The sequence below is a fragment of the Ruthenibacterium sp. genome (assembly GCF_017421385.1).
Lineage (GTDB): Bacteria > Bacillota > Clostridia > Oscillospirales > Ruminococcaceae > Ruthenibacterium > Ruthenibacterium lactatiformans.
Map to the genome: position 1 here is coordinate 22525 of NZ_JAFOIN010000011.1, position 24491 is coordinate 47015.

The 24491-nt window shown below is 53.7% G+C and carries 24 protein-coding genes and 1 pseudogene; 14 read left to right on the top strand and 11 right to left on the bottom strand.

What is annotated here, in order from left to right:
* Positions 1-109: 109 nt before the first annotated feature.
* Positions 110-1483, top strand: coding sequence for a sodium-dependent transporter (locus IIY41_RS01145; RefSeq protein WP_009323003.1), 1374 nt, complete (start codon positions 110-112; stop codon positions 1481-1483).
* A 65-nt stretch (positions 1484-1548) separates the two neighbouring features.
* Here IIY41_RS01145 and IIY41_RS01150 read toward each other — a convergent pair whose 3' ends face one another.
* The 3 genes from IIY41_RS01150 to IIY41_RS01160 all read right to left on the bottom strand — a co-directional run bounded on the left by IIY41_RS01150 (position 1549) and on the right by IIY41_RS01160 (position 5202).
* Positions 1549-2898 (bottom strand): S1C family serine protease, encoded by a 1350-nt coding sequence (locus tag IIY41_RS01150; RefSeq protein WP_287399267.1) that lies wholly within the window; start codon positions 2896-2898, stop codon positions 1549-1551.
* Between the two features lie 88 nt (positions 2899-2986).
* The gene (locus tag IIY41_RS01155) at positions 2987-4465 is read right to left on the bottom strand and encodes a sensor histidine kinase (RefSeq protein ID WP_069955726.1); all 1479 of its coding nucleotides are present in this window, start codon (positions 4463-4465) and stop codon (positions 2987-2989) included.
* A gap of 47 nt (positions 4466-4512) precedes the next feature.
* Complete coding sequence (locus IIY41_RS01160) at positions 4513-5202, bottom strand: response regulator transcription factor (RefSeq protein ID WP_009323000.1); 690 nt, start codon at positions 5200-5202, stop codon at positions 4513-4515.
* A gap of 545 nt (positions 5203-5747) precedes the next feature.
* Here IIY41_RS01160 and dinD point away from each other — a divergent pair.
* Together dinD and IIY41_RS01170 are read left to right on the top strand one after the other, a co-directional pair.
* Entirely contained in the window at positions 5748-6329 is a 582-nt protein-coding gene (gene dinD / locus IIY41_RS01165) for a DNA damage-inducible protein D (RefSeq protein WP_353806287.1), read from the top strand.
* 69 nt (positions 6330-6398) lie between these two features.
* A complete protein-coding gene (locus tag IIY41_RS01170) occupies positions 6399-7382 on the top strand; it encodes an IS5 family transposase (RefSeq protein ID WP_287399272.1) in 984 nt (327 codons plus the stop codon).
* Positions 7383-7525: 143 nt separating this feature from the next.
* Here the strand turns inward: IIY41_RS01170 and IIY41_RS01175 are convergent, their stop codons facing one another.
* The 3 genes from IIY41_RS01175 to IIY41_RS01185 are packed head-to-tail and all read right to left on the bottom strand — an operon-like array spanning position 7526 to position 8461.
* Positions 7526-7804 carry a helix-turn-helix domain-containing protein gene (locus IIY41_RS01175; RefSeq protein ID WP_287399274.1) on the bottom strand — a complete coding sequence of 93 codons (279 nt, stop codon included), beginning with the start codon at positions 7802-7804 and terminating at the stop codon, positions 7526-7528.
* A gap of 19 nt (positions 7805-7823) precedes the next feature.
* Complete coding sequence (locus tag IIY41_RS01180) at positions 7824-8168, bottom strand: GPP34 family phosphoprotein (RefSeq protein WP_287399276.1); 345 nt, start codon at positions 8166-8168, stop codon at positions 7824-7826.
* Complete coding sequence (locus IIY41_RS01185; RefSeq protein ID WP_287399278.1) at positions 8144-8461, bottom strand: hypothetical protein; 318 nt, start codon at positions 8459-8461, stop codon at positions 8144-8146. The genes IIY41_RS01180 and IIY41_RS01185 overlap by 25 nt, the downstream gene beginning before the upstream one ends.
* A gap of 211 nt (positions 8462-8672) precedes the next feature.
* Between IIY41_RS01185 and IIY41_RS01190 the strand changes: the two genes are divergently transcribed.
* The gene (locus IIY41_RS01190) at positions 8673-8990 is read left to right on the top strand and encodes a PadR family transcriptional regulator (RefSeq protein WP_502709810.1); all 318 of its coding nucleotides are present in this window, start codon (positions 8673-8675) and stop codon (positions 8988-8990) included.
* Positions 8984-10312, top strand: a complete 1329-nt coding sequence (locus IIY41_RS01195) for a permease prefix domain 1-containing protein (RefSeq protein WP_287399281.1) — start codon at positions 8984-8986, stop codon at positions 10310-10312. Before IIY41_RS01190 ends, IIY41_RS01195 begins: the two co-directional genes overlap by 7 nt.
* 76 nt (positions 10313-10388) lie before the next feature.
* Here IIY41_RS01195 and IIY41_RS01200 read toward each other — a convergent pair whose 3' ends face one another.
* The 4 genes and pseudogenes from IIY41_RS01200 to IIY41_RS01215 form a co-directional block, all read right to left on the bottom strand.
* Complete coding sequence (locus tag IIY41_RS01200; RefSeq protein ID WP_287399282.1) at positions 10389-12017, bottom strand: mannitol dehydrogenase family protein; 1629 nt, start codon at positions 12015-12017, stop codon at positions 10389-10391.
* Positions 12018-12036: 19 nt separating this feature from the next.
* Positions 12037-13113: a mannonate dehydratase gene (gene uxuA / locus IIY41_RS01205; RefSeq protein ID WP_287399284.1), complete on the bottom strand. Its 1077-nt coding sequence runs from the start codon at positions 13111-13113 to the stop codon at positions 12037-12039.
* Between the two features lie 52 nt (positions 13114-13165).
* Entirely contained in the window at positions 13166-14194 is a 1029-nt protein-coding gene (locus IIY41_RS01210; protein WP_287399286.1) for a substrate-binding domain-containing protein, read from the bottom strand.
* A 101-nt stretch (positions 14195-14295) separates the two neighbouring features.
* A pseudogene (locus tag IIY41_RS01215) lies at positions 14296-14928 on the bottom strand (IS30 family transposase); the annotation flags it as partial.
* A gap of 8 nt (positions 14929-14936) precedes the next feature.
* On the opposite strand from IIY41_RS01215, the gene IIY41_RS01220 reads away from it, so the two are divergent.
* The 9 genes from IIY41_RS01220 (at position 14937) to IIY41_RS01260 (ending at position 22750) form a co-directional block, all read left to right on the top strand.
* Positions 14937-15374, top strand: coding sequence for a transposase (locus IIY41_RS01220; protein WP_287399290.1), 438 nt, complete (start codon positions 14937-14939; stop codon positions 15372-15374).
* A gap of 556 nt (positions 15375-15930) precedes the next feature.
* Positions 15931-16713, top strand: coding sequence for an amino acid ABC transporter ATP-binding protein (locus tag IIY41_RS01225; protein WP_287399292.1), 783 nt, complete (start codon positions 15931-15933; stop codon positions 16711-16713).
* A gap of 24 nt (positions 16714-16737) precedes the next feature.
* Positions 16738-17571, top strand: coding sequence for a sugar phosphate isomerase/epimerase family protein (locus IIY41_RS01230; RefSeq protein ID WP_287399293.1), 834 nt, complete (start codon positions 16738-16740; stop codon positions 17569-17571).
* Positions 17568-18401, top strand: coding sequence for a sugar phosphate isomerase/epimerase family protein (locus tag IIY41_RS01235; protein WP_287399295.1), 834 nt, complete (start codon positions 17568-17570; stop codon positions 18399-18401). Before IIY41_RS01230 ends, IIY41_RS01235 begins: the two co-directional genes overlap by 4 nt.
* Before the next feature lie 68 nt (positions 18402-18469).
* Positions 18470-19204 (top strand): cupin domain-containing protein, encoded by a 735-nt coding sequence (locus IIY41_RS01240; RefSeq protein WP_287399297.1) that lies wholly within the window; start codon positions 18470-18472, stop codon positions 19202-19204.
* Positions 19205-19270: 66 nt separating this feature from the next.
* Positions 19271-20230, top strand: a complete 960-nt coding sequence (locus IIY41_RS01245) for a transporter substrate-binding domain-containing protein (protein ID WP_287399298.1) — start codon at positions 19271-19273, stop codon at positions 20228-20230.
* Between the two features lie 112 nt (positions 20231-20342).
* Positions 20343-21020: an amino acid ABC transporter permease gene (locus IIY41_RS01250; RefSeq protein WP_287399300.1), complete on the top strand. Its 678-nt coding sequence runs from the start codon at positions 20343-20345 to the stop codon at positions 21018-21020.
* The gene (locus IIY41_RS01255; protein WP_287399302.1) at positions 21001-21897 is read left to right on the top strand and encodes a DMT family transporter; all 897 of its coding nucleotides are present in this window, start codon (positions 21001-21003) and stop codon (positions 21895-21897) included. The genes IIY41_RS01250 and IIY41_RS01255 overlap by 20 nt, the downstream gene beginning before the upstream one ends.
* Before the next feature lie 133 nt (positions 21898-22030).
* The gene (locus IIY41_RS01260; protein ID WP_287399304.1) at positions 22031-22750 is read left to right on the top strand and encodes a hypothetical protein; all 720 of its coding nucleotides are present in this window, start codon (positions 22031-22033) and stop codon (positions 22748-22750) included.
* 296 nt (positions 22751-23046) lie between these two features.
* Here IIY41_RS01260 and IIY41_RS01265 read toward each other — a convergent pair whose 3' ends face one another.
* Entirely contained in the window at positions 23047-24477 is a 1431-nt protein-coding gene (locus tag IIY41_RS01265; RefSeq protein ID WP_287399306.1) for an IS5 family transposase, read from the bottom strand.
* Positions 24478-24491: the final 14 nt, after the last annotated feature.

Here is a 24491-nt window from a genome sequence, read left to right on the forward strand (position 1 = left end):
GTGCGCGTGTTTCGTTGACACACGCACGTTTTGTTTGCTATGCTGGACAAAGACGGCGCTCTATGCGGATGCGCCGGGTATCGGAGAAGGAAAAAGAGGGATCAGGGTTATGGAAAAACGAGAAAAATTTGCCTCGCGGCTGGGCTTTCTGCTCATTTCGGCCGGGTGTGCCATCGGCATCGGCAACGTATGGCGCTTCCCCTATATTACCGGACAGTACGGCGGCGCGGCGTTCGTGCTTATTTACCTGTTTTTCCTGGTCGTGCTGGGCTTGCCCATCATGGCCATGGAGTTCGCCGTGGGCCGGGCGTCCCGCAAAAGCTGCGCGGTCAGCTTCCGCGTGCTGGAGCCTGCGGGCACCAAATGGCATTGGTACGCCTGGCTGGGCATGGCGGGCAACTATCTGCTGATGATGTTCTACACCACGGTGGCGGGCTGGATGCTGGCCTATGTGGTAAAAATGCTGCGCGGTGCGTTCACAGGCGCGTCCGCCGAGGCGGTGGGCGGCATTTTCAATGACATGCTGGCGCAGCCGGGGCCGCAGATATTCTGGATGATTGTGGCTGTGGTGCTGGGCTTCGGCGTGTGCAGCCTGGGCTTGCAGAACGGTGTGGAGAAAATCACAAAAGCCATGATGGTCTGCCTGCTGCTGCTGATGGTGGCGCTGGCCGTGCGCAGCGTCACACTGCCAGGCGCGGGCGAAGGCCTCAAATTTTATCTTGTACCGGATTTCGGGCGCCTTGTGGAGCAGGGCGTGGGCAATGTGGTGTACGCGGCCATGGGACAGGCCTTTTTCACGCTGTCTCTGGGCATCGGCGCCATGGCCATTTTCGGCAGCTACATCGGCAAGGAGCGCACGCTGCTCAGCGAGAGCGTCAACATCACGCTGCTGGATACCTTTGTGGCGCTGATGGCGGGCCTTATCATTTTTCCCGCCTGCTTTTCCTTCGGCGTCAACCCGGGGCAGGGCCCAGGCCTTGTATTCGTCACGCTGCCCAATATCTTCGGCGGCATGGCGGGCGGCCGGGTATGGGGCGCGCTGTTTTTTGTGTTCATGAGCTTTGCGGCGCTGTCCACCGTTATTGCCGTATTTGAAAACATCGTTGCCTTCGGTATGGACTTGTGGGGCTGGAGCCGCAAAAAAGCCGTGTTGGTAAATTTTTTCGCCATTCTTGTGCTGTCGCTGCCCTGTGTACTGGGATACAACGTGCTTTCGGGCTTTATGCCCTTCGGCGAGGGCAGCGCCGTGCTGGACCTGGAGGACTTCCTTGTTTCCAATACGATCCTCCCGCTGGGCAGTCTTGTATACCTGTTGTTCTGCACGTCCCGCTACGGCTGGGGATGGAAAAATTTTGTGGCCGAGGCAGACGAGGGCAAGGGCATACGGTTTCCAAAATGGGCGCGGGTATACGTCAGTTACATTCTGCCGCTCATCGTGCTGTTCATCTTTTTGATGGGCTATAAGGACAAATTCTTCACCTGAGGAGAAAAACAAAAAGAGGCGCCGCCGCGGGATATATCCGCGGCGGCGCTTTTTGTTTTGAAGCTTCAGTTGCTGCGGCTCTCGGCCAGCACCGCGTCCACGGTGACGACATTGCCGCTGCCGCGCTTTTGGATCTCCAGCCGCACGGTTTCGCCGGGCTTGTGCGTCTCCAGCACATCCAGCAAATCGGACGTGGTTTCCAACGTTACGCCGTCGGCCGTCAATATCACGTCGCCCACGGTGATGTCGTGGTTGTTCAGGTCGCTGTAATCTTCCACAGATGAAATATATAAGCCCTGGCTGGGCAGGTCGTTGGCAGGGCCTGTGACGGGCGACAGCGCGATTACCATCACGCCCAGTGCCACGCGGTCCTTTACATAGCCGTAGGCAATCAGATCCTCCACCACGGGCTGCGCGTCCGCCGAGGGGATGGCAAAGCCGATGCCCTCAAACATTGAGCTGTTGAGCTTGGCGGAATTGATGCCGATCACCTGACCGAAGCGGTTCACCAGCGCGCCGCCGGAATTGCCGGGGTTGATGGCCGCGGAGGTCTGGATAAGGTTCATCGTGACGACGCTGTTGCCCGCCTGCATGCTGATCTCACGATTGAGGCCGGAGATGATGCCCTGGGTGACGGTGCCGGAGAGCTGTCCGGCCGCATTGCCGATCGCCACGGCCCGCTCGCCCACCTGCAGGATGTCCGAATCTCCGAAGGAGGCGGGCGCCAGCCCATCCGCCGTGATTTTGACCACGGCCAGGTCCGTACGGGTGTCGGAGCCGACGATCCATGCGTCCAGCTCACGGCCGTCGTCCAGCAGCACGGTAACTGCGGAGGAGCCCTCCACCACATGGGCGTTGGTGACGATGAAGCCGTCCTCGTTGAGAATGATGCCGCTGCCGCTGCCTGCAATGGAAATGCTGCCCGGCTCATATACATTGATGCATACCACGCTGGGGCCAACGGTCTTGGCAATCTCCACCGTGGAGAGCCCGCCGTCCGCGTCCTCGGGAAGATCCTCGATGGTAAAGCTGGGCACCTCTCCGGGCGCGGGACGCCGGCGCGCGGCGCCGCCGCTGCGCAGTGCGTCAAAAGCCTCTCCCGCCAGAAAAACGGTTGCGGCAAGCCCCAGGCAAAGCAGAACAGCCACCAGCGGCGCACGGTTCCTGCGCCGGCGGGGCGGTTTCCCGCCGGGGACGCCCGGCATCGAGCCGGGCGTCTGATATACATATTGGGGCGCCCGCGGCGGCACGGGGCCGCCGCCCTGCCCGTAAACGGGGCCGCCGTAGGGCGGGGCTGCGGAGCCCTGTCCGCCATAGGGCGGATAAGGCGGATACTCCATCCCGGGCTGTTGTACATAGGGCGGGCAGGGCCCGCCGGGCTGCTGCGGATATTGCGGATACTGGCGCTGATCCATGATTCCCTCTCTCCCTGCCGGGCCTCCCGGCAATGCGCAGCACTGCGGCCGCGAATATTTCTCTTCCATGCCTCATGCGGCGCGGTGGTCACTGATCCTTGAGCTTGCCGCCCTTAATGGGCGAAGAAGGCGGCGCGGGCAACGTGAACAGGAATTCGCAGTATTCGCCCTCCTTGCTGTCCACCCAGATCTTGCCGCCGGACAAATTGATGAGGACTTTGCAGATATGCAGACCCAGGCCGCTTCCGGTGGTGTTCAGCCCACGGCTTTTGTCTTCCTTGTAAAAGCGGTCGAACACATAAGGCAGCGCCTCGGGCGCAATACCCGCGCCTGTGTTGCGCACGCCTACGGTAACGGCGCCCTTGCTCTGTGTGACGGAAAAACGGATCTCCCCGCCCACATTGCAGAACTTGATAGCGTTGTCCACCAGATTGTAGATGACCTGGTACACCAGATCCTGATCCGCCAGAACCAAGGTCTTGGTTGGGGCGAAGCCGCTGATTTGGATGTTGTTGGCCTCCAGCCGCTGTTCCGCGCCGAACACCACGCTGGTGATGCTCTCCCAGATATCATAGGTAGTGGCGTTTACTTTATACTCCCCGGCCTCCAGCTTGGTGATGTCCAGCATGTTCTTGATGAGACGCGTCAGGCGGCCCACCTCCTGAGAGACAATGCCCAGGTAGTGGTTCTGGTTTTCGGGCGGGATGGTGCCGTCCAGCATGCCGTCGATAAAGCCCTTGATGGTGGTCATGGGCGTGCGCAGCTCGTGAGCGATATTGCCCATGAAGCTGCGGCGGGACTGGTCGATTTTTTCCAGGCTGCCGGCCATGGTGTTAAAGGTCTCGGCCAGCTGGGCCAGCTCATCGTCGCCCTCCACGGGCACGCGGGCGGAAAAATCTCCGCCGCCGAACTTTTTCGCGGCGTCCGAAATGCGGCGCAGCGGCGTGGTCATGCGGTTGGTCAGCACGATGGAAAGCACGCTGGATACCATCAGCATCAGCCCGGCGGAGAGGATGAACGTAGAGAACAGGTTTGCCAGGTATTCCGTGAGGCTGTCGGCGTTTGCCCCCGCGAACACAAAGCCCTGGAGCATGCCTTTCTCGTCGAGAATGGGCTTGCCCGCGATGTAATATCGGCTGCTGAAGATACCGCCCAAAGTGCCCATTTCGTCGTAAATGCCCCGGCTGTATGTGGCATTGCACGTTTTTACAGACACTTCCATGCCCTGATATTCCGACGGGATGGAAAGCACCACGGAGCCGTAGGCGTCCGTCACAAGGATGCTCTTTCCGGCGGCGCGGGCCGTCAGCGTGATGCCCCTTTTGATATCCTCCACATCCAGCCCGGCGGCTTCGGCGGCTTCGGCCCTTTTTTCAACGATGCCGTCATCCGCGGCTTCCTGCATGGCGAGGATGGCGTTGTCGATGGTCTGGATCAGGGCGGTGCCGTTTTCTTCGCGGAAGTAGCCCATGGCCAGATACATCTGAATAAAGCCCATCACGGCGATGCTGCAGATGAGCAGGACTGCCGTGGAATAAAAATACCGCGTGGTGATGCTTTTGCGCACGGGCGCACCCCCCTTTCTTCCGGCATGCCGCGGGCCCCGGCCCGCCGTCATTCTTTCACTTCAAATTTATAGCCCACGCCCCAGACGGTCTTTAAACTCCACTGGTCGCTGGTGTTTTCAAGCTTTTCGCGCAGACGCTTCACGTGTACGTCGATGGTGCGGGAATCGCCGTAGTATTCAAAACCCCATACCTCGTCCAGCAGCTGGTCGCGGGTGAATACCCGGTTGGGATGGCTGGCCAGATAATACAAAAGCTCCAGTTCCTTGGGCGGCGCGTCCACTACCTGGCCGTTCACCTTCAGCTCATAGCGCGTCAGGTCCACCGAGAGCTTATCATAGCTGATGACGCCGTCCGGCTGGGCCTCGGCGGGCGTGCAGCGGCGCAGCACGGCTTTGATGCGCGCCACCACTTCCTTGGAGTCGAACGGCTTTACTACATAGTCGTCCGCACCCAGCTCCAGGCCGAGCACCTTGTCGAAGGTCTCGCCTTTAGCCGTGAGCATGATAACGGGTGTGTTGTCCGCCGCGCGGATGCGGCGGCACACCTCCCAGCCGTCCATTTTGGGCATCATCACGTCCAGCAGCACCATGTTGGGCTTTTCCTTTTCAAACGCGGCCACGGCGGCCTCGCCATCGTTGGCGATCACCGTCTCATAGCCCTCCTTGGCCAGGTACAGGCGCAGCAGCTCACAGATATTTTTGTCGTCGTCCGCGATCAGAATTTTCTCGTTCGCCATGGGTCACACTCCTTTATTCCCCTGTACCGCGCCCGTTTTTGCGCGGCATGCCGTATGCGGTGTACCGCAGATGCTCTGCGGGGCGCAGAAAAACAGCAGTTTGACAATATTATACGATATAATTGTGTATAAAAAAAGTCCTGCGGGAGCTCCCGCGCAGTTTTTTGGGGTGCTCCGCGTCCGGTGCATTGCGCGCAGGGCTGCCTGTATGGTAGAATAATCAAAGATATACCCGGGGCTGCCGCCCCGCTTGAGAAGAGGAAGGTTTTATATGAAGCTTGGAATCGTAGTCCACAGCCTATTTTCTATAAATTCCTAAATCTTTGCAAAAGTCTATAAAACCGCATTGATACGTAGTTTTTTCGAACTTTGGAAACATGAATCTCTATAATGGCTCATGTGACCATCCGCGAAAATGGTGTAGAAATGGTGTAAACATATTTGTTTTTTATCTTGACGAAAAAGGCCAATGCAACACATTATAAGCCATAAATATAAAGATAGTCCCTCCTTAGATACGAACGGAGTCAAGAGGTAATTGGCATATGGACAAGAAAAAAATTGAGCAAATACGACAGCAGTATGATCTTATTATACATAGCGCAGAGGATGCCGAAACCGAATTTTGGTATGCTCGAGAATTGATGATTTTGCTTGGATATGGACGATGGGAAAACTTTGATCAGGCAGTATACCGTGCGATGGATTCCTGTAAAACTTCCGGCGTTGAAGTATCCGATCACTTTCGTGAGGTCACGAAAATGATAACGGCGGGTAAAGGCGCTAAAAGATCTATAAAAGATTATATGCTCACTCGTTACGCATGCTATTTGATTGCGCAGAATGGTGATCCCAGAAAAGAAGAAATAGCGTTTGCACAGAGCTATTTTGCCGTCCAGACAAGAAAACAAGAACTCATTGAGGAACGTATCTCTCTGATTGAGCGTACTGAAGCTCGTATAAGATTGCGTGAATCCGAAAAGCGTCTTTCCCAGAACATATATGAGCGCGGTGTGGATGATGCAGGATTTGGTCGTATACGTTCTAAAGGCGATCAAGCCTTGTTTGGGGGATATACTACGCAGGAGATGAAAGGTCGGCTGGGTGTTAAGGAACCTCTGAATTAATCTGTGGTCGTCAGATAACAAGGCTTGCTGTATAATAGAAGCATCAAAAAAAATGGCGGTGCATGGGATATGAAACAACAAACCTTTACAGATATGGAGTACAACTGTCGGAAGAAGAAAACGAAGCGGGAAGAATTTCTGGAAATCATGGACGAAATCATTCCCTGGGATGAGTGGGTACAAATCATAGAGCCGTATTATCCCAACAACAGGCGGGGACGTCCGACGATCGGCATTGAAAGAATGCTGCGGATGTACCTGCTTCAGATCTGGTTCAATTTATCTGACCCGGCAACAGAGGATGCCATATACGACAGCTATGCCATGCGGAAATTCGCGGGAATCGACTTTATGACGGAAAATGTGCCGGACGAAACGACGCTTTGCAGATTCCGGCATCTTCTGGAGGAAAACGGCCTGAACAAGCTGTTTTTTGATGCCATTAACCGGGTAATGGTCGCAACCGGCCATATGATGAAGGGCGGAACGATTGTTGACGCGACTATAATCAATGCTCCCAGTTCGACGAAGAATGCGGAAAAATCCCGCGATCCGGAAATGCATCAGACGAAGAAGGGCAATGAATGGCGGTTTGGCATGAAATGTCATGCCGGAGTAGATGCCGGCAGCGGCCTGGTTCACACGATTGCGGTGACTGCTGCGAATGTTCACGATGTGGTTGTTGCCCCGAAGCTCATCCGGAAAGACGATCTCGTGGTTTACGGTGATTCCGGGTATGTCGGGATACAGAATCGACCGGAGATTCGAGAAAATACACATTTAGCCGCTATCGATTACCGTATCAATCGCAGACCGCACAGTTTTCCACAGGTTTCCGACAATGCACTGGACTGGGAACGCATAATTGAGCATCGAAAATCTTCCGTCCGCTGTAAGGTGGAGCATGTTTTCCGGATAATCAAGTGCCAGTTTGGGTATCAAAAGGTGCGGTATCGTGGACTGAAAAAGAACGAAAACCGCCTATACGCCATGTTTGCCTGTGCCAATCTATATGCCCTTGCTCTGGCAGAGCGAAGTCTCCGCGAAGCCTGACATGGAATCAGTGCACCCTTTTGACGGGTGCACGAAAGAAAATAGAGCTGAAATGACGTAAAATTCGCCGTTTTTTCGAAAAAGGACCTCAGTGGGACTCAAACTTGAATGATATCTGCGTTTTTCCGTTCAGCAGACCCTATTTAATAAGGAAGGGCGGAGGTCTCCTTTTGCACAAGCGCCTTGATTTCGGGAATGCTCTTTCCATTGTGGCGCAATTCCCTCAAAAGAGCGATGCGCTGCAGACTCTCGGTTCGGCGATAGCGCCGGGTCAAATTGGGTTCAGACTGTTCAAAGTCCAGAAGTCCTTCTTCTGTGTAAAACTTCAGGGTACTGTACCGCGCCCCCGTAAGACGCACCAGCTCCCCGATGGTGACGAATTCCGCCTGTTCAATCACATCCATCCGTCTTTGTCGCGACATATCAGCGCCTCTTTTCGCCTCATTGGGTGCTCAGCACAGTGGTGATGGTGAGCATCGCGTAAATATGATCGATCATATCCTGTGTTTTTCTTCCCGCTTCAGTCGCGGCAAGGGCCTTTCGTCTTTGAGAAATCTCCCCCTGCTCGTATTTGGAAAAAAACATTTTCATTTGGTTGCTCTTATCCAGCAGCACGGCCAACAGAGCCGCTTCCTCGGTGATGACACCCTCTTCCAGCAACTCGGCCCGCAGTTTGTTCACCACCCGATCCACTGCCTCGTGAGACGGAAGATACCGGACGGCGCCGAACAAAGCGCTTTCCCGCCGAGCGCAACCGGCCTTTACCAGCGCGTCTCCCACGGACATGACCAGCTCCTTGAGATTGCGGTTTGTAAAGGTGTATTTCTGCGCAAGTTTTCAACGTTCAAGGCTTTTTGAGAAAGCAGGAGTCGGAACAAGGGCTCCAACGTTGCTTTTTCCGGCGGAAGAACTTTTACCAACGGGACAATTTGTTTGTTCTCAAAGCGAACCAGTCCTTCCAGCATCAACTCAAACAAACCGGCTGCCACCGGGCAAAGCGCTTTCTCGGTGCCGGAAATCTTTCCGTTTTTGGCCGCGGCGCATACGAAATATTCCTGTGTCACTGTCAAATCGGTCATGAAAAGACACCTCGCTTTTTACATATTACTTACTACTTACGATTTAAATTGTACCACAAACCTGAAAAAAATCAACGGTTTTGCGTGAGGATGAAAAGAAAAAGAGGTTGACACAGGGAAAGAGGGACGGTATAATGCTATATATAGATTATCTATATATAAGGAGGCGAAGGGAGTGTAGCCCAAAAATATGGTGCCGGGTTCCACCCAGATGTTGCTTTTACGGCTTTTGCAGGAGAGCGATATGTACGGCTATCAGATGATCGACGAGCTGGCAAAACGTTCCAACGATACGTTTTTGTTGAAGGCGGGCACATTGTATCCCATTTTGCACGCACTGGAGCAGGAGGGAAAAATCGAGAGCTATGAGGCCGCGGGCGCGGCGGGCAAACCTCGCAAGTATTATCATTTGACCCGGACAGGCCGGCAGGCGCTGGAGGTAGAACAAAGCGAGTGGGACCGGGTAAGTACGGCCATCAATCGTGTGCTGCATCCCGCGCAGTTCCAGAGGAGGGAAGGAAAATGCTGACGAAGAAATTGGAGCAGTGGCTGGATTTGGCCACGGCGCAGCTTCGCTGTGGTGCCGCCGTACAGCCGGTTCGGGCCGAACTGGAAACCCATCTTCAAGACCAGTACGACGCATACCTTGCCCAGGGGGAAACTTGCGAGCAGGCAGAGCGAAAAACGCTGGAGAGCATGGGAGACGCGATTTTAATCGGTGGTCAACTGGACGAAGTTCATCGCCCTCGCCCTGCCTGGCGGCCGTTTGTTCTGGGCGCGCTGGTGCGGTGCGTGAGTCAAGTTCAGCTGGACGAATGTGCGTGGCAGGACATCCTTTGTTACGAGGGGCTGCGTGTCCTTCTGCCGGTGGGTGTGTTGGCGGCGGTCTCTTTTACGGATCCGGCGGCGCAGATGCGCCGCGCATGGCTTGTGTATGGAGGTGCGCTTGCCCTGGTGATGGGAGCCATTTTGACAACGCAGCCTGTTCAGGGAACGCATATTTCTGCGCGATATTTATGTTCCTTTTTGATTTTGGGGTATGCGGCGGTACTGTATCGGCAGAGAGGAAGAGGAATGCGGGGCCTTGTAACGGCCGGCGCGGCACTGTTGACGGCGGTTTTGATGGCACTCTGTGTCCCGGCGTTTTCGGTGGCACTGAGCCTGTTTTTGGCGGGTCTGGTGCTGAGTCTGTACTGTGGTTGGAGCAATTGGTTTGGCTTGGGCCGTGGAAAGAGCCTGGGCGTCGTTTTGGCTGCGGCGTTCACGCCCGGGGTGGGGATTCTGCTTTTGCCCGGTGTGGCGACGCGGGTGATGGAGCGTCTGAACCCGTTTTTTGACCCCACCGGCAGTGGTTGGATTTCGCTGATGCGCCTGACCATCTGGCAGGGGCGTTCGCCCCTGCAGCCGGTGGCGCAGCAATGGCTTGACCGGGTACCGGAAAATATGTTTCAAAACATGACGGAACAGACGATTTTCCATCTGCTGGGCGCGGAGGATCCGCTGACATGGAGCGCTTATGCATTTGGCCGGCCGGCGGCGCTGGCGCTGTTGGCGGGAGTGGCTTTTTGCCTGTTTGTGTTGTGGCGGGCCGCGCTGGGCACCCGAAATGCGTCCGGCCGTCTGCTGGGAGTGGCTTGTGTGTCTCTTTTGACCACACAGCTTCTGGTCAGTGCAGCGTTTTGCGGCGGGGTGATGGTGCCTTTCCTGAGCGATGGTCTGTGGAACGGCTGTACCCAGGCCGTGTTGGTGGGGACACTGCTCTCGGCCGTCCGTTTGGATCCGGTGAAAGGCGGGCAGCTTCTTTCTGCTCCCGGCGAAAAGGTTGGCGTGTGGAAACGTCTGCTTGGATGACCTGAAGGAGAGCGACAAAAAAGACTTGGGATCGAACCGGATCCCAAGTCTTTTTTTGTATGTGGATCGGGGACCTTTACACGGTCGAGTCCGACGCAAGATGTTTTTTCAAAGTTGCGCGCACCGAGCCGGGGCCGGCGAGCATTTCACAGAACATGGCCTCAATTTGTTCCGCCATGCCGAGGGCGCACAGATCGGAGCCAAAGAGGGCCCGCTTGTTCAGAATGTTTCGCAGTTGTCCCTGATAGGAAGCGGGCGAATCAAACGAAATGCCGGCAAGCTGTGCCTGCAGCGCCTCTGCCATGGGGTCGGCGCTGATGGGCATCGCCCCGCCTGCATCGTCCACAGCCAGGAGATAACGCATCCAACCGGCAATAACCAGGGGAACGGCAATCAGCTGATGCAGGTCCAGCGACGCGTCAGCAACATAAGCCTTGATGGTTTCGCCAAATCGAATGGGAACTTTCTGACTGGTGTCGGTGGCAATGCGCTGCGGTGCATCTGGAATAAAGGGGTTGGGCAGACGCTGCTCGATCACTTCCCGCAGGAAAGTCTCGGGGTTCAGAATGCCGGGATCGGCCACCACCGGCAGACCTTCGACATAACCGATGCGCTCCACAAGGCGTTTCAGATCGGGATCCTGCATCTCCCGGGCAATGCTTTTGTATCCGAGCAGACATCCATAGACGGCGAGAGCGGTGTGCAACGGATTGAGACACGTGCAGACCTTCATGCGCTCGGTGAGATTCACCGTATCGCGGTCGGTCATGTATACACCGGCCTGCTCCAGCGATGGCCGGCCGTTGGGAAAACGGTCCTCAATGACCAGGTACTGTGGAACTTCGGTGTTGACGAAGGGCGCGATGTATGTGTTTCGGGATGTGACGATGGGCTGCATTCCCTCAATGCCGTCTTCCGCCAGACTGCGGGCGATCCCTTCATCCGGCCGGGGCGTAATTTTGTCGATCATGCTCCAGGGAAAGGAGACGCGCGCCTCATCCTCAAGGTACTGCACAAAACCGGCGGGAACAAATCCTCTCTCCGACCAGCCGCGCGCAATGGTCAGAACGCTGCTGCGCAGCTTTTCGCCGTTGTGACTGCAGTTGTCCATGCTCACCAGCGCAATGGGAAAGGCACCCGCCTGATAGCGGGCCAGCATCAAAGCCGTCAGGATGCTCATGGCGTGTCGCGGCCGGTCCGGACCGTTGTCCAAATCCTCCCGCACCATTTGCGTCCGTTCTCCATTCAGACCGGACAGGGCGTATCCCTTTTCCGTGATGGTAAAGCTGACCATCTGCAGACCGGGATCCGCAAAAATCGTCCGCAGCTGTCCCATCTGTCCGGCGTCGGCGGGGTCCGCCCGCAGCGCTTTGGCAACGCTGGCGACGATCTCACGGGTGGTCGTTGCGTCGGGTTTCAAGCTCACCAGGAGCGTCAGATTGTCAAAGGGCGCGTAAATGCGGTCGATGATATCGTAATCAAAGGTATCCACTGCGATAATACCACTCTGTGCCAGCCCTTTGTTCAGCAGTGTCTGCTGCAGATTGGCAATAAACCCGCGAAAAATATTGCCGGCGCCAAAATGTACCCAGACAGGATGTTTTTCTGTATGAGCCTGCATGGCACACCTGTCAAATGCGGGAAGTGTTACGCCGATTCGTTTCCAATCGTCTGCGGCACACAGACCTTTTTGGTTCAGAAGCATCGTTTCGCATTCTCTCCTTTCAGGACATTTTTTCAATGGCTTCCCAAAGACCATTGAGATAGCAGGCGCCCAGTGCGCGGTCATAAAGACCGTATCCCGGCCGGCCGGTTTCGTCCCAGATCATGCGCCCGTGATCGGGACGCACATACGTGTCCGGGCATACTTCGTGAACCGCTTTCATGATTTCGAACATGTCGAGATCGCCGGTACTGGACAAATGGGCGCTCTCGCGGAAGCAGCGATCGCTGCCCAGATGCTTGATGTTTCGGATGTGCATGGCCCCGATTCGGTCCATGTTGCCGAAATGGCGGATCATGGCCGGAATGTCGTTGGCGGTGTTGCTGCCCAGACTGCCGGTGCACAGGCAGACCGTATTGGCCGGACTGTCGTGCAGAGCAAGAATTCGGTCATAGCCGGCCTGATCGTGGGCAATGCGGGGCAGTCCGAAAATGGGCCAGCCCGGATCGTCCGGGTGACAGGCCATCCGAACGCCGGTCTCTTCGCACACGGGAATGACCGCGTCCAAAAAATATTTGAAATGTTCCAACAGGCGGAGTTCGTCGATGTTTTGATACAGAGACATCACATGTTCCAGATCCGCCAGGCGCTTGGGCTCCCATCCGGGCAAGGTGAATCCGTTGGACTGTTCCGCCGTGCGGCGTACAATGTCCATGGGGGTCATGTCCCCCAGCTCTTTTTCGTCAAAATAAAGACTGTTGGACCCATCTTCGGGAATCGTGCGCGCAAGATCCGTGCGCAGCCAGTCCAGCACAGGCATAAAATTGTAGATAATGACTTTGACACCGTATTTCGCCAGATTGCGGATGGTGATCCGGTAGTTTTCAATGTACAGATCCCGGGATGGCAAGCCGAGTTTGATGTCCTCGTGCACATTGACGCTCTCAATGACTTCGCATTCCAATCCGGCGGCATGTACCTTTTCAATGTAAGTCCGAATCTCCTCTTCGTTCCAGACCTCCCCGGCCGCCTTGTAATCCAGCAGTCCCATAATGCCGCTCATACCGGGAATTTGCTTGATCTGTTTGAGTGTGACCGAGTCGCTGTCATCTCCATACCAGCGAAATGTCATTTTCATTGTGCTTTCCTTCTTTCTTCCGTTTGATTTTACCCAACACGGCTTTGCCTGCTCAGCAGGTTGCCATATTGTACTTCAAAATGATGTTGGTGGGAAGGGAGATTTCGTTGCGGTCGGGAAGTTGATGGTTCAACAGGTATTTGGTCATGCATTTCACGGCCAGATATCCCTGACGGTATGGGTTCTGATGCAGGACGGCATCGCAATATCCGTCAATCAAGGCCGCGCGCGTCCCGGAAGAAAGGTCGTATCCCACAACCGACAGATCTTTGCGGTCCAGCTCGCGCAATGCCTCGATGGTCCCGCAGGTACAGGTGGCATTTGTGGGAAAAATGCCGGTGATGTCCGGGTTCTCCGCAAGCAGTGTTTTGATTTCCTGGGCGACAATGTGGTCCGATTTGTAACATTGGATACTGGGCATCAGCAGGATGTTGGGAAAATCGTTCTGGATCACAGAGCAAAAACCGGAAAAACGATCCATCCAGCAGGAGCTGCCGGCAAAGTTGCCCAGAATGAGGACCTTTCCTTTTTCTCCCATGAGCTTTCCCATCAGGCTGGCGCTCATACATCCGGACTGGTAGGCGTTTGTTCCCACAAAAAACAATCGCTCGCTGGTGGGGGCATCCGTGTTGAAAGTGGCCACCGGGAGCCCTTGCGCAATCAACTGATCGATCAGAACGCCGTTTCCATTGCTTGCGCTGTTGATCAAGAGTGCATCAAAATCGTCCGGGCAGAGGGATTGCAGCAGTTCGGATTGTTCCTTTTGTTCCAGATATTCCGTGCGAAGAAGGGTCACGCGCACAGGGTGATTCTTCTGGAGCTCGCGCTCGGCGTCCAAAATGCCTGCGGTCACCCGTTCGTAAAACTCCTCGCTTTTCTGGCAATAGACGATGCCGATTCGCAATTCCTTGCGGTCGGCCATCCCATTGAATTTCTGATATCCCAGCTGCGCAGCTGTCTCCAGCACACGGGCCTTTGTCTCGGGATTGATATCTGGCTTTTCGCTCAAAGCACGGCTGACGGTTCCCACGGAAATGCCGCAGGTATGCGCAATGGTAGCGAGCGTTACTTTTTTGCTCATAAAAGGATTCTCCTTGTCCGTTTATTGGTATAAAAATCGCAAATTGCAAGAACAAGTTGGACACTGCCGGAAGATAGAGAGGAGCGGAAAATTTTCAAAAGTCACGCAGCGAATACAGCATCGAGAAAGGCATCGAATAGCTCTTCAGGAGTGCGATATCCGAGTTTCTTGCGAGGGCGTCCATTCAGTTCGTCAGCGGCGGAAAGAATATCTTCGTCGGAGAAAGCCTCAATGGAGGCTCCCTTCGGAACAAAAGCGCGGAACAGGCCGTTGTGCCGTTCGTTTTGCGGGCGCTCCCAAGATGTGTAGGGATGAGCAAAGAAAGCTTGGGTTCCCCATTGTTCCACTTGAGCGAAGTCGGCAAACTCGCTGCCATTGTCGACTGTAATGGTCTTAAAGATACGGGAGAAGTTTTCGCCGTATTCATCGTGCAGCGCGGTCATGAGACCCATCACAGCTTCGCTGGTCTTGCCGGGAATACGGAACGCCAGGTAGGTTTCTGTCTTCTTTTCCAGTAGGGAAAACACCACTGATTCTTGTCCGGCGCGCTTACCGACCACGGTATCGCCCTCCCAGTGTCCTTCTTCAAGACGAAGACAAGCAATCTCCGGACGGGTCGAAATACTCGCGCCGTAGTGCCGTTTGTTCGCCATTTCACGATGCTTTGTTGCCTTTCGTTTCAATGCTTCAGGCAATTCTGTGGGTTTAATGGACACGTCTCCACGCCACACCATAAAGTCTGGTGGAAGCAGTCTCGGAATACCACCGTATCTTTGGCTTTTACCCCGCCACAATTCTGGCAGACCGTGCCTATCCCAACCGGGAGAATAAGCTGTGGTGCACCGCACACGGGATACGACTTTCGGGGCCACGGCTGGGACGGAAGTCAATAACCGAGAAAGCATCGGAGAGCAAGCAAATCTATCAGGACGGTTGTGAACGAGTGGCAATTGAAGGAGAATTCGGTGTTGTCAAGCGGCGGTACGGGTTGGACAGGATTATGTGCCGCCAGCCAGACACATCCATGACCTCTATTGCCATGGGTTTCTTTGCCGCAAATATGGAGCGCAAACTGCGTCTCCTTTTTGCGCCTCTGAATGAGTGGTCTCTCGACTACGATTTTGATTTGGGTGAAATCATCCTTTTTCCGGTTATTGATGAAATAGCAGTCATTCAGTAAGCTCTACTTAGGGCAGTCCATAGTGATTGCTCTCCTTTGGTGAATGTTATCTTTTCAACTCCATTCTACCACCGGGCAAATCACTATGGATTTCTTTTATCTGTCCAACTTGATTTTACAATCAACCTTGGTATAAAAATCAATCGATTCCCTTGAGAAGGGATCGCATGTTACTCTTTTACGTTATATATATAGTATTTTACGGTAATTTGTCAACGTTTTTGAAAAAATTACGAAAAACTTTTTGGATATTTTACACTTATGCTATTTTCAATAAGAAACATTTGTGCATTTTATTGAAATTAAATCCACATATCGAAAATCTTATTGACTTTCTAACGGGAATATGATAAAAAATATTCAAGCAGCTACAGTAATATAACGTTAAAATTTAAATAAATTCCGTTATTAATATTTAAGATATCAAAAAAATGACGACGAAAATGAAATAAAAACGAAAAAGACAACCACATCATATCACACAAAACGCTTTGCGGGCAATGCACACAGAAAGGATTTGCGGTTATGCAACCGTATTTTGTTGGAGGTGCCGAAATTGCAGGAAAACAACATTTTATTGAAAGTGCGTGGAGTCAAAAAGAGCTTTGGACATCTGGAAGTTTTAAAAGGAATTGACTTGGATGTAAAGCGGGGAGAAGTGATTGTAATCATCGGCCCGTCCGGCACCGGGAAATCCACTTTTTTGCGCTGCCTGAACGGTTTGGAACAGCCGACCAGCGGCCAGATCAATATGGCGGTTTCCCTGGAAAAGGGAAAAGAACCGGTTTTTGTCGATCTGTGCGGAAAGGCGAAATCCGAAAAGGTGCTGCGGAAAAAGGCGATGGATGAAATCGGAATGGTGTTTCAGAACTTCAATCTTTTCATCAATCACACCATTTTGGGAAACATGACCCTCGCCCTGAAGACCAACACGAACAAGACCCCACAAGAGCGGGAGGAAATCGCCATGCGCCTTTTGGAGCGCGTGGGCCTGCCGGAAAAGCGGGATGCTTATCCGGCGCAGCTGTCCGGCGGCCAGCAACAGCGGGTAGCCATTGCGCGTGCGCTGGCCATGAATCCGCAGTTGATGCTTTTTGACGAGCCGACTTCCGCCTTGGATCCGGAGATGATCGGCGAAGTGCTGGACGTAATGAAGGAACTGGCGGCTGAAGGCATGACGATGATCATCGTTTCTCACGAAATGGGATTTGCCCGGGAAGTTGCCGACCGGGTGCTCTTTTTCGACGGCGGCTACATTCTGGAGCAAAATACGCCTGCGGAACTGTTCAACAATCCGCAGCAGGAGCGCACCAAAGACTTTTTGTCCAAAGTCCTTTAAACAGCCGACGGGGAGGGCCCAAAAATGGAGAGTCAAATTCAGACGGTTTTGTCAAACGCGCACTATGTGCGCTATTCCTTTGCATATTTTCTGCGCAGTCAGGAACAGTTGGGGTTGAAACGTTTCTCCCTCTATGGCAGCACTCCGCATCTGTTCATCGATCACCGCGATTTTTCAGAAGTAGAGGCGCTTGCCTGCCTCCTTGCACAAAAGGGATTTTCCATTTCCGCCTTTCTTCCCGCCAATTACGGCTACTCGCTCTTTGCACAGCAGGAGACCGAGCATTTTGCAGTCTCGCTGGAATATTACAAAAATTGTGTGCGCGCGGCCAAACGGCTGGGAGCGCAGGTGATGTGCCTGCGTCCGCAAAATGGTCTGCTGAGTGAGGACCCGGGTGTAAGAATGGCAAATTGCATTGCAATGATGAAGGGCATTCTGAAGCTCGCAGAATCGGAACACATGCCCGTTGCGCTGGGAACGGCTCTGCCGGCTTCGGCTGCCGCACTGCATACGGCGGCAGAACTGCAGAGTCTGCTGCGTGCAGTGGACAGTCCTCTGCTTGGCGTCCTCCTGGATACATATGTGATGAGCGAACGAAACGAAAGGGTGGAGGAGTGGTCACAGCGATTCGGAAAACGGCTGTATCACGTGCTGTTTTGTGACGGAAGAGCTGGAGGATACCGTATTCCAGGCCGGGGAATCCATCCCATGCAGCGATATTACCGCCAACTCCTGGAGGCGGGTTATCACGGCGACGCAACCTGTTTTTTGGGCGGACGCACCTATTTGCAGGAGCCGGACAAGGCCGATAAACAGACCATGCAGCAGATTCTTCCGAAAGAAGGTGCCGGTCAATGAGACGTTTGAAATGCAACCAGTTTGCCGGTGTAAATCAGCATTACCAGAACTTTCGGTTCGAGGAATATCTGGACAATATGGTGCGCTGTGGCATTGAGAGTTTGGAGATGTGGTGTGGCGCCCCGCATTTTATTTTGGACGCATACCACATTTCGGATCCTTCCTCACTTCGGCGCATGGCCTCAGAACGCGGATTGAAGTTTGTCTCTCTCACCACGCCCAGTATGCAGTGGCAACACCAATTTGCTGCCCCGGGAAAAGAGCGCCAGAAGCTGGCGGTTGCCTATTATAAAAATGGAGTCAGAGTGGCCGCGGAGCTGGGTTGTTCGATCCTATCCATCAATTCCGGATGGGGCTACCTGGATGAGTCCAAAAGCGAGGGAATGAAGCGGTCGATGGACGCCGTCGCACAGGTGGCGGACTTTGCGCAGAGCTGCGGTGTAACTTTGGCACTGGAGACGCTCCAGCCATTGGAGAGCAATCTGGTTCTTTCATTGGAAGATGCAAAAGCGTATTTGGAACAGCTGCGTCATCCGGCCGTAAAAGTGATGATAGACCTGGTGGCCATCGGCGTCGCCGGTGAAACGGTGGAGCAGTGGTTTGAGGCCTTCGGCGAAAATCTGGCGCATTGCCACCTGGCAGATGGGGCGCCCTCCGGGCATCGTGTGTTTGGCGAAGGGGAATACCCTCTGGTCCAAATACTGCAGACGTTTGAACGTTACGATTACAAGGGTACGTTCAACATGGAATTGGGAGGCCAATACCTGGCGGATCCCTTTTCGGCCGATCAACGGAATATGGCGGCGATCCGCCGCTTCTTGGAAGATTAAAGCTGTCTTTTGGTAGGCGGTGCTGCCTATACAATATTATTTTTCAAAAAAGTGGAGGTAGATGACGTATGTTAGTGGCCAGAAAAGAGGATCTTGTCGGAGCATTTGATGAAAATGGGTTGTCCCGGGTGGAAATTCTTCCGGGGGCAGCTCCCTGCATGAAGGCCTACAAATGCATATTGAAAGCCGGTTGTTCCTGGAAACCGGAGCTCTACGCATACAAGGACAAAACACAGTTTTTTGCTTTTATTACGGCGACAGGGTATGTCACCACCGAGTCCCAGTGCTGGCAGATTGCGGGCCCGGCCAATTTTGTGCCCAATTACGACGAGGAGACGTTTACCATTTTTGCAGGCAAAAAGGATTTGGAATTTTACCATTTTGTCGGGGAGATGGATCAACACGATATTGAGCGCATGGACTACATCCACATGGAACTGCCCCGTTTCCGCCTGTTCAAAGACGCATGGCGGTATGTGGAGGGGTTCAACACCAGCATCGCCTCTACCTGTCAGTCCCACCACGTGATGGAACACCGCTTTTTGGGACGGTATTCCATGGGTTGGAACGTGGGCGCCGGTCCCTCCGTCATCGGAACCCATATCCATCCGGATCTGGACCAGTGGTACATCATCCTGCCGGGAGGAAGCATGACCTATACCGCAGACGGCGAGTCCACACATGTGTCCGAAGGCGATGTCACTTATACGGGTATGAATACGCCGCATGGGTCCGAAATTGCCGCGGATGAAAAAATCAATTATTTCTGGGTCGAATGCGCCATCAACGGCTATGCAAGCTGACTTGCAGGGCAATTTTGTTCCTGGCGTGAACAAATTTTACAAAATCAGCAAAAAGGAGAGATGAAGATGAAAAAAGCACTTGCACTGTTCTTGTCACTGGCAATGATTCTGGGCCTGGCTGCATGTTCCAGCACCAGCAGTTCTTCCGCAGGGGCCAGTTCCGCTGCCGCCGAAGAGCCAGCCAGTTCCGCTCCCGTCTCACAGGAGACTGCCGAATCCGATGACTTCCAGGCCGCCTTGGACGATATTCTGGCCAATGCCACCGACGATTCTCTCCAGAGAGTGCTGGATGCAGGCGTGCTCACCTGCGGCTGTGAAGGAAACTGGATTCCGTTCTTGTACTATTCCGAAGAAGATCCGGATTATCTGACGGGTTTTGATGCCGAGGTGGCAAGATGTGTGGCGGACAAGCTCGGCGTGGACATCAAGTTTGACGTTGCCTCTCAGTTTGACGGCATTCTGGCCGGTCTGCAGTCAAAGCGCTATGACATCATCACCGAAGGCCTGAAAAAATCCACAGTGGATCCCTTTGAAGGATTGACCACTTCGACGTTGTATCACCAGGATATGCCCATCGTCATCGTAGCGGCGGACAATACCGACATCGTGGACATCGCTTCCATGAACGGCAAAAAAGCAGGTAACTCCACCACCTCTTCCTACGGTAAGATCGCGTTTAACGCGGGCTGCGAGTGCAACCCCGATCTGGACTTTGCCATGGCGATCCAGGGCATTCTGAACGGAACCATTGATTTGACGGTCAACTCCATGGTGGTTTATGAGACTTATCTGGAAACCTATCCCGAAGCGGCCGATAAGCTGAAGATTGCATTTGTCTATGAGGCCGAAAATCCCGAGGATCTCCAGGGCGGCATCACAGTGCGCACAGAAGACGCATCTTTGAAGGAAGCAATTGACCTGGCGCTGACGGATCTGCTGGAAGATGGCACCATCATGGCGCTGTCCGATGAATTTATGGGAGAGGCATACACCGAGCAGTCTCCCGTTTTCGATCCGTATCGCTGAAATGTACTTGCAGGAAGGGGAGCGCAGGCTCCCCTTCTTGTGAGAAAAATACAATGAGTGGATGGGGGCGATTCCTATTTTAGAAACAAATCCTGTCAAGATCGCGGAACTGATGGGGAACGCGTTGTGGCCAATGCTCAAGGCATGTATCCTGACGACGATTCCTCTTTCCATCATTGCGTTCATCCTGGGAATTATAGTCGCGTTCATTGTGGCGTTGATGCGGCTGTCAAACTCGAAGGTGTTGCAGGCGATCGCCAAATTTTACGTGTGGATCATCCGCGGTACGCCGCTTCTGGTCCAGTTGTTCATCATTTTCTACGGATTGCCACAGTTCGGCATTGTCCTGAGTCCTTTCGTCTCGGCGTCCGTGGGCCTGATCATCAGTCAGGGCGCCTACAACTCCGAAGTCATCCGCGCCGCAATCGCAGCGGTGCCCAAAGGCCAGTGGGAAGCCGCCCATGCGCTCAACATCAGCCGGGCGCAGACAATCCGCTACATCATTATCCCGCAGGCGGCTCTGATCGCGGTGCCGTCCGTCGGAAACTATTTCATCAGCCTCACCAAAGACACCTCTCTGTGCGCAGTGCTCACCGTAAAGGAGATTTTCCAGGTGGCGCGTGCACAGGTGGCAAACAATTTTCAGCCTCTTTGGATGTATGTGGAAGCAGGTCTCATCTATCTGCTTTTGTGCACGGTCCTGACGTTCCTGCAAGGAGCGCTGGAAAAATATCTTGGAAAACACAACGCGGTGTTGGCCGCTGCGAACAATGCTGCAAAGAAATCCTGAAACATGGCGCCACGGCCGTCTGATGGGCGTGTTTTATGTGATTCTGGCCGCGGTGCTCAATGGTTTCTTGCCGTTGATGATCACAATCGTCTATGAATCGGGCGGCCATTTTACCAACATCATGTTTTACAAAGGAATTTTCGTGGTACCGGCGGCCTGGATGCTGTGCAGACTGCGCAGAATTTCATTGCGCGTAACTCTTCGGCAGAATCTCTCCTGCATGACCATCGCACTGTTTCAGTTCCTGACGTCCGTGCTGCTCTATTCCTCTTATACCATGATTTCCACAGGCATGGCCACAACACTGCATTTTATGTATCCCGTTTTTGTAATGTTGCTGTGCGTGGTGCTGTTCCGAAAACATCCGCATGTGCGTGAATGGATGATTCTGGCGCTGTGCGTGACCGGCGTGATCCTGTTTTGCAACGTCCAGACAGGAAAGCAGAATTTATCCGGGATTTTTGTCGCGTTGCTGTCCGGACTGGTTTATTCCGGTTACATTCTGACCATTGACAAAAGCTCTGCGGCAGGCCTGTCCTCGCTGGTGTTCATGTTTTATGTGTTTTTGTACAACGGACTGTTCTCCGGAAGCGTCAGCCTCTTGGCCGGCACGTTGACCGGCCTGTCTCTCAGCGGGTGGATCGCCATGGCGATCTCTGCGCTGGCGGCCGGAATCGTCGCAGTGGCATATCAGCGTGGCATCGTGGCCACAGGTGCCTGTACGGCTTCCATCCTCAGCGTGGCAGAACCCATGGTCAGCGTTCTGGTGGGGGTGTTCTTTTTGGGCGAAGCGTTTACACTGCGCTCCGGTTTTGGAACACTTTGTGTCGTGGCGGCGGTCGTTTTGTCCGCTTTGAACAGAGGAGACGAAGATTAAACCGCAGAGAAAACAGCAAAAATGTCGTTTTTTATTATATTCTTTTGGCGCAATAAAATCAAACCAGGAAAGAGAAAGGGTGAATCATCTTTTTCCTGTGGATGGTTGAATCGTAAAGAAAGATGGTGGAAAAATGTCGATTGCAATTGTAAGAAAAGAGGAAATGGTTCCTCAGTACAACGCTGAAGGGTATGCGCGCATAGAGTTGCTGCCGGGTTCTTTTCCCGGTGTGTACAACTATAAATGCTTTTTAAAGGCCGGCTGCGATGTGCGGCCGGAAAAATATGCCGACAAAACAGCGGTTTATTGTTTTACATCGGGGAAAGGGTATGTCAACACCGTGAAATTTGCCCGCAACATTACAGAGCTGGCGTTCTTCGTTCCGGATTTTGACAACAGCGATTTCTCCATTCATGCCATTGAGGATATGGAATTTTTGTGCCTGGTCCTGGATATGACGGAAGGCGATTTGAAAAATTACGCGGCATGCCACACCACGTTGCCAATCTTTCGTTCATTTTGCGAATGCCATGAATACACCCAGGACTGCAAAGGTCCGCACACCCGCAGCTGGCAGGTGCTTCATTCAGGGGAAGTGGGCCGCAATTTGATGGGCGTGGTAAAAGCCGTTGGGGAAGGCACCGTTGAGAAAGGGCATCCCGCGGTGGACCAGTGGAACTTCGGCCTGGACAATGCCGATTTTACGCTGACAATCGAAAATGAGAGCGTACCCCATTATGCGGGCGACTGGAGTTTTGTACCGGCGGGCCTGGACCATTCGCTGACTGCCGAACCGGGCAAGGAAGTAGCCTATATCTGGTTTGAGCGTTTTGTAAAAGAACGGGAAGCCTGACCGTTCGATTGCCCGGAAAGAGCTCCTCTTGGAAAGCCGGGATTGCGTAAGAAAATGACACGCGGCTGCATCAAAAGGCCTCCCTTTCCGGTGTGAGCAGTTGCGTCCCGGAAATTTAAATCGAAACAAACAGAGCGGTCCTGCAAGCTTTTTGCTTGCGGGACCGCTCTGCCCGTTTTCTGCGGCAAAGACCACAATCCGCGTTTTTGCGTCACTCCGGAAAAAGAGATCTCCTCTTTTGTGACTGGCAGTTCTTACAAAAAGTTTTGTCGGTTTTATGGATTGATAAATAATGTCTACTGAACAAGTGCCCAATTTTTGTTCTGAGCGAGAATCTCCAGAAGATATGTGAGCATTCTCAAAAGGGCGCGCTGAATCTTGCGGAGATTCAGCACCAGAACGGACATGGCGATCACATGGGCCGCAGTCTCCCGCAGCTTTGCGGTGACCAGCCCCATGCCACATTTTCGCTTCGCCAGACTGAATCTGCGCTCCACTTCCACGCGCTCGCACTCATCCCGATAGTCCTGAGCCTTGTCTCTGGTTTCACCCTTTTTAGGCCGTCCCAGAGCTGGGCCGGAAAGACGGATCCCACGCGCCTTGCAATAGCTGAGATTCTCCCGGTTTCGGTAGATTTTGTCCGCCAAGGTCCGGCTGGGGTAATGCCCCTCTCGCACTCGGAACCGCTCTGCCATTTCCTGCAGATTTCCTGCCTCATTGTAGGCGTCAAAAGAACAGCACTCCAGCCGTGTCCATCCGTCAACGACACTGATGTCCAGTTTCGCGCCAAACTCCACCGGCTTTCCCGCTTTTCCCCGCACAATGGGCCGAACGAAGGGCTGGCTCACACTGACGATCCGGTCAGGCACACTGTGGGTACGGTTGTCGTACATGTACTTCTGCTGCTCATAGACGGCGCGGATCGTGCCCAAACGCTCCGCCTGGCGAGGGGGCAGATTTTTTCCGAGGGACAGTTTGCCATCGATGGCATTCAGGTCACGCCGGAGGTAAGTCAGCTGCTTTCCAATGGCTTTGCGGGTCATTTTCGCGGTGTGTTTACGGCATCTTGTGTATTTCAGGTAATCTTTCCGGGCGCGTTTGCGGTAGGTTCGAGGCTTCTTTCCGTCCGCGGGATCATGAAGAACATCCAAAAGCTTTTCAGCGTTTTCTCTGGCCTCATTGAGCAGAGAAACATCCTGAGGATATCGGATATTGGACGGCGCGCAGGTGGCGTCCACGATCATAGTACCGTTGTTTCCACCAGTTCCCGGCTGGTCGTCAGAATCATCGTCATCCTTGGATTCGGCTTCTTTGACCTGACGCTCCTTTGCGTCCCGCACGATCATCTCATTGATCTCACCCAGTACTTCCGGCGTCAGGCGCTTGCGGAAATACACCATCAAAGACGGGTCAAAGGGCAGCTTTTCGTCATCATAGCCAGGATACCCGCAGAAATATTGAAGATATGGGTTCTCCTGAATCTGAAGCGCGGTTTCCTCGTCAGAATAGCCATACTCCGCCTGAATGATGCAGGCTCCCAAGGCCAGACGCAGTGGCTTGGCCACATTGCCTTTCCGGTTTGTGAATAGGGCGGCGTAGCGTTTCTCGATCTCCGGCCATGGGATCGTCTGGGCTTTCTTTACCCAACGGTTGCTTTCCTTCAGATTCATGCCCACCGGCTGTCTGAAATCCGCTAAGCTGATTTGGCCATTGCTGTAACGATACATGGTTGCCCTCCAGG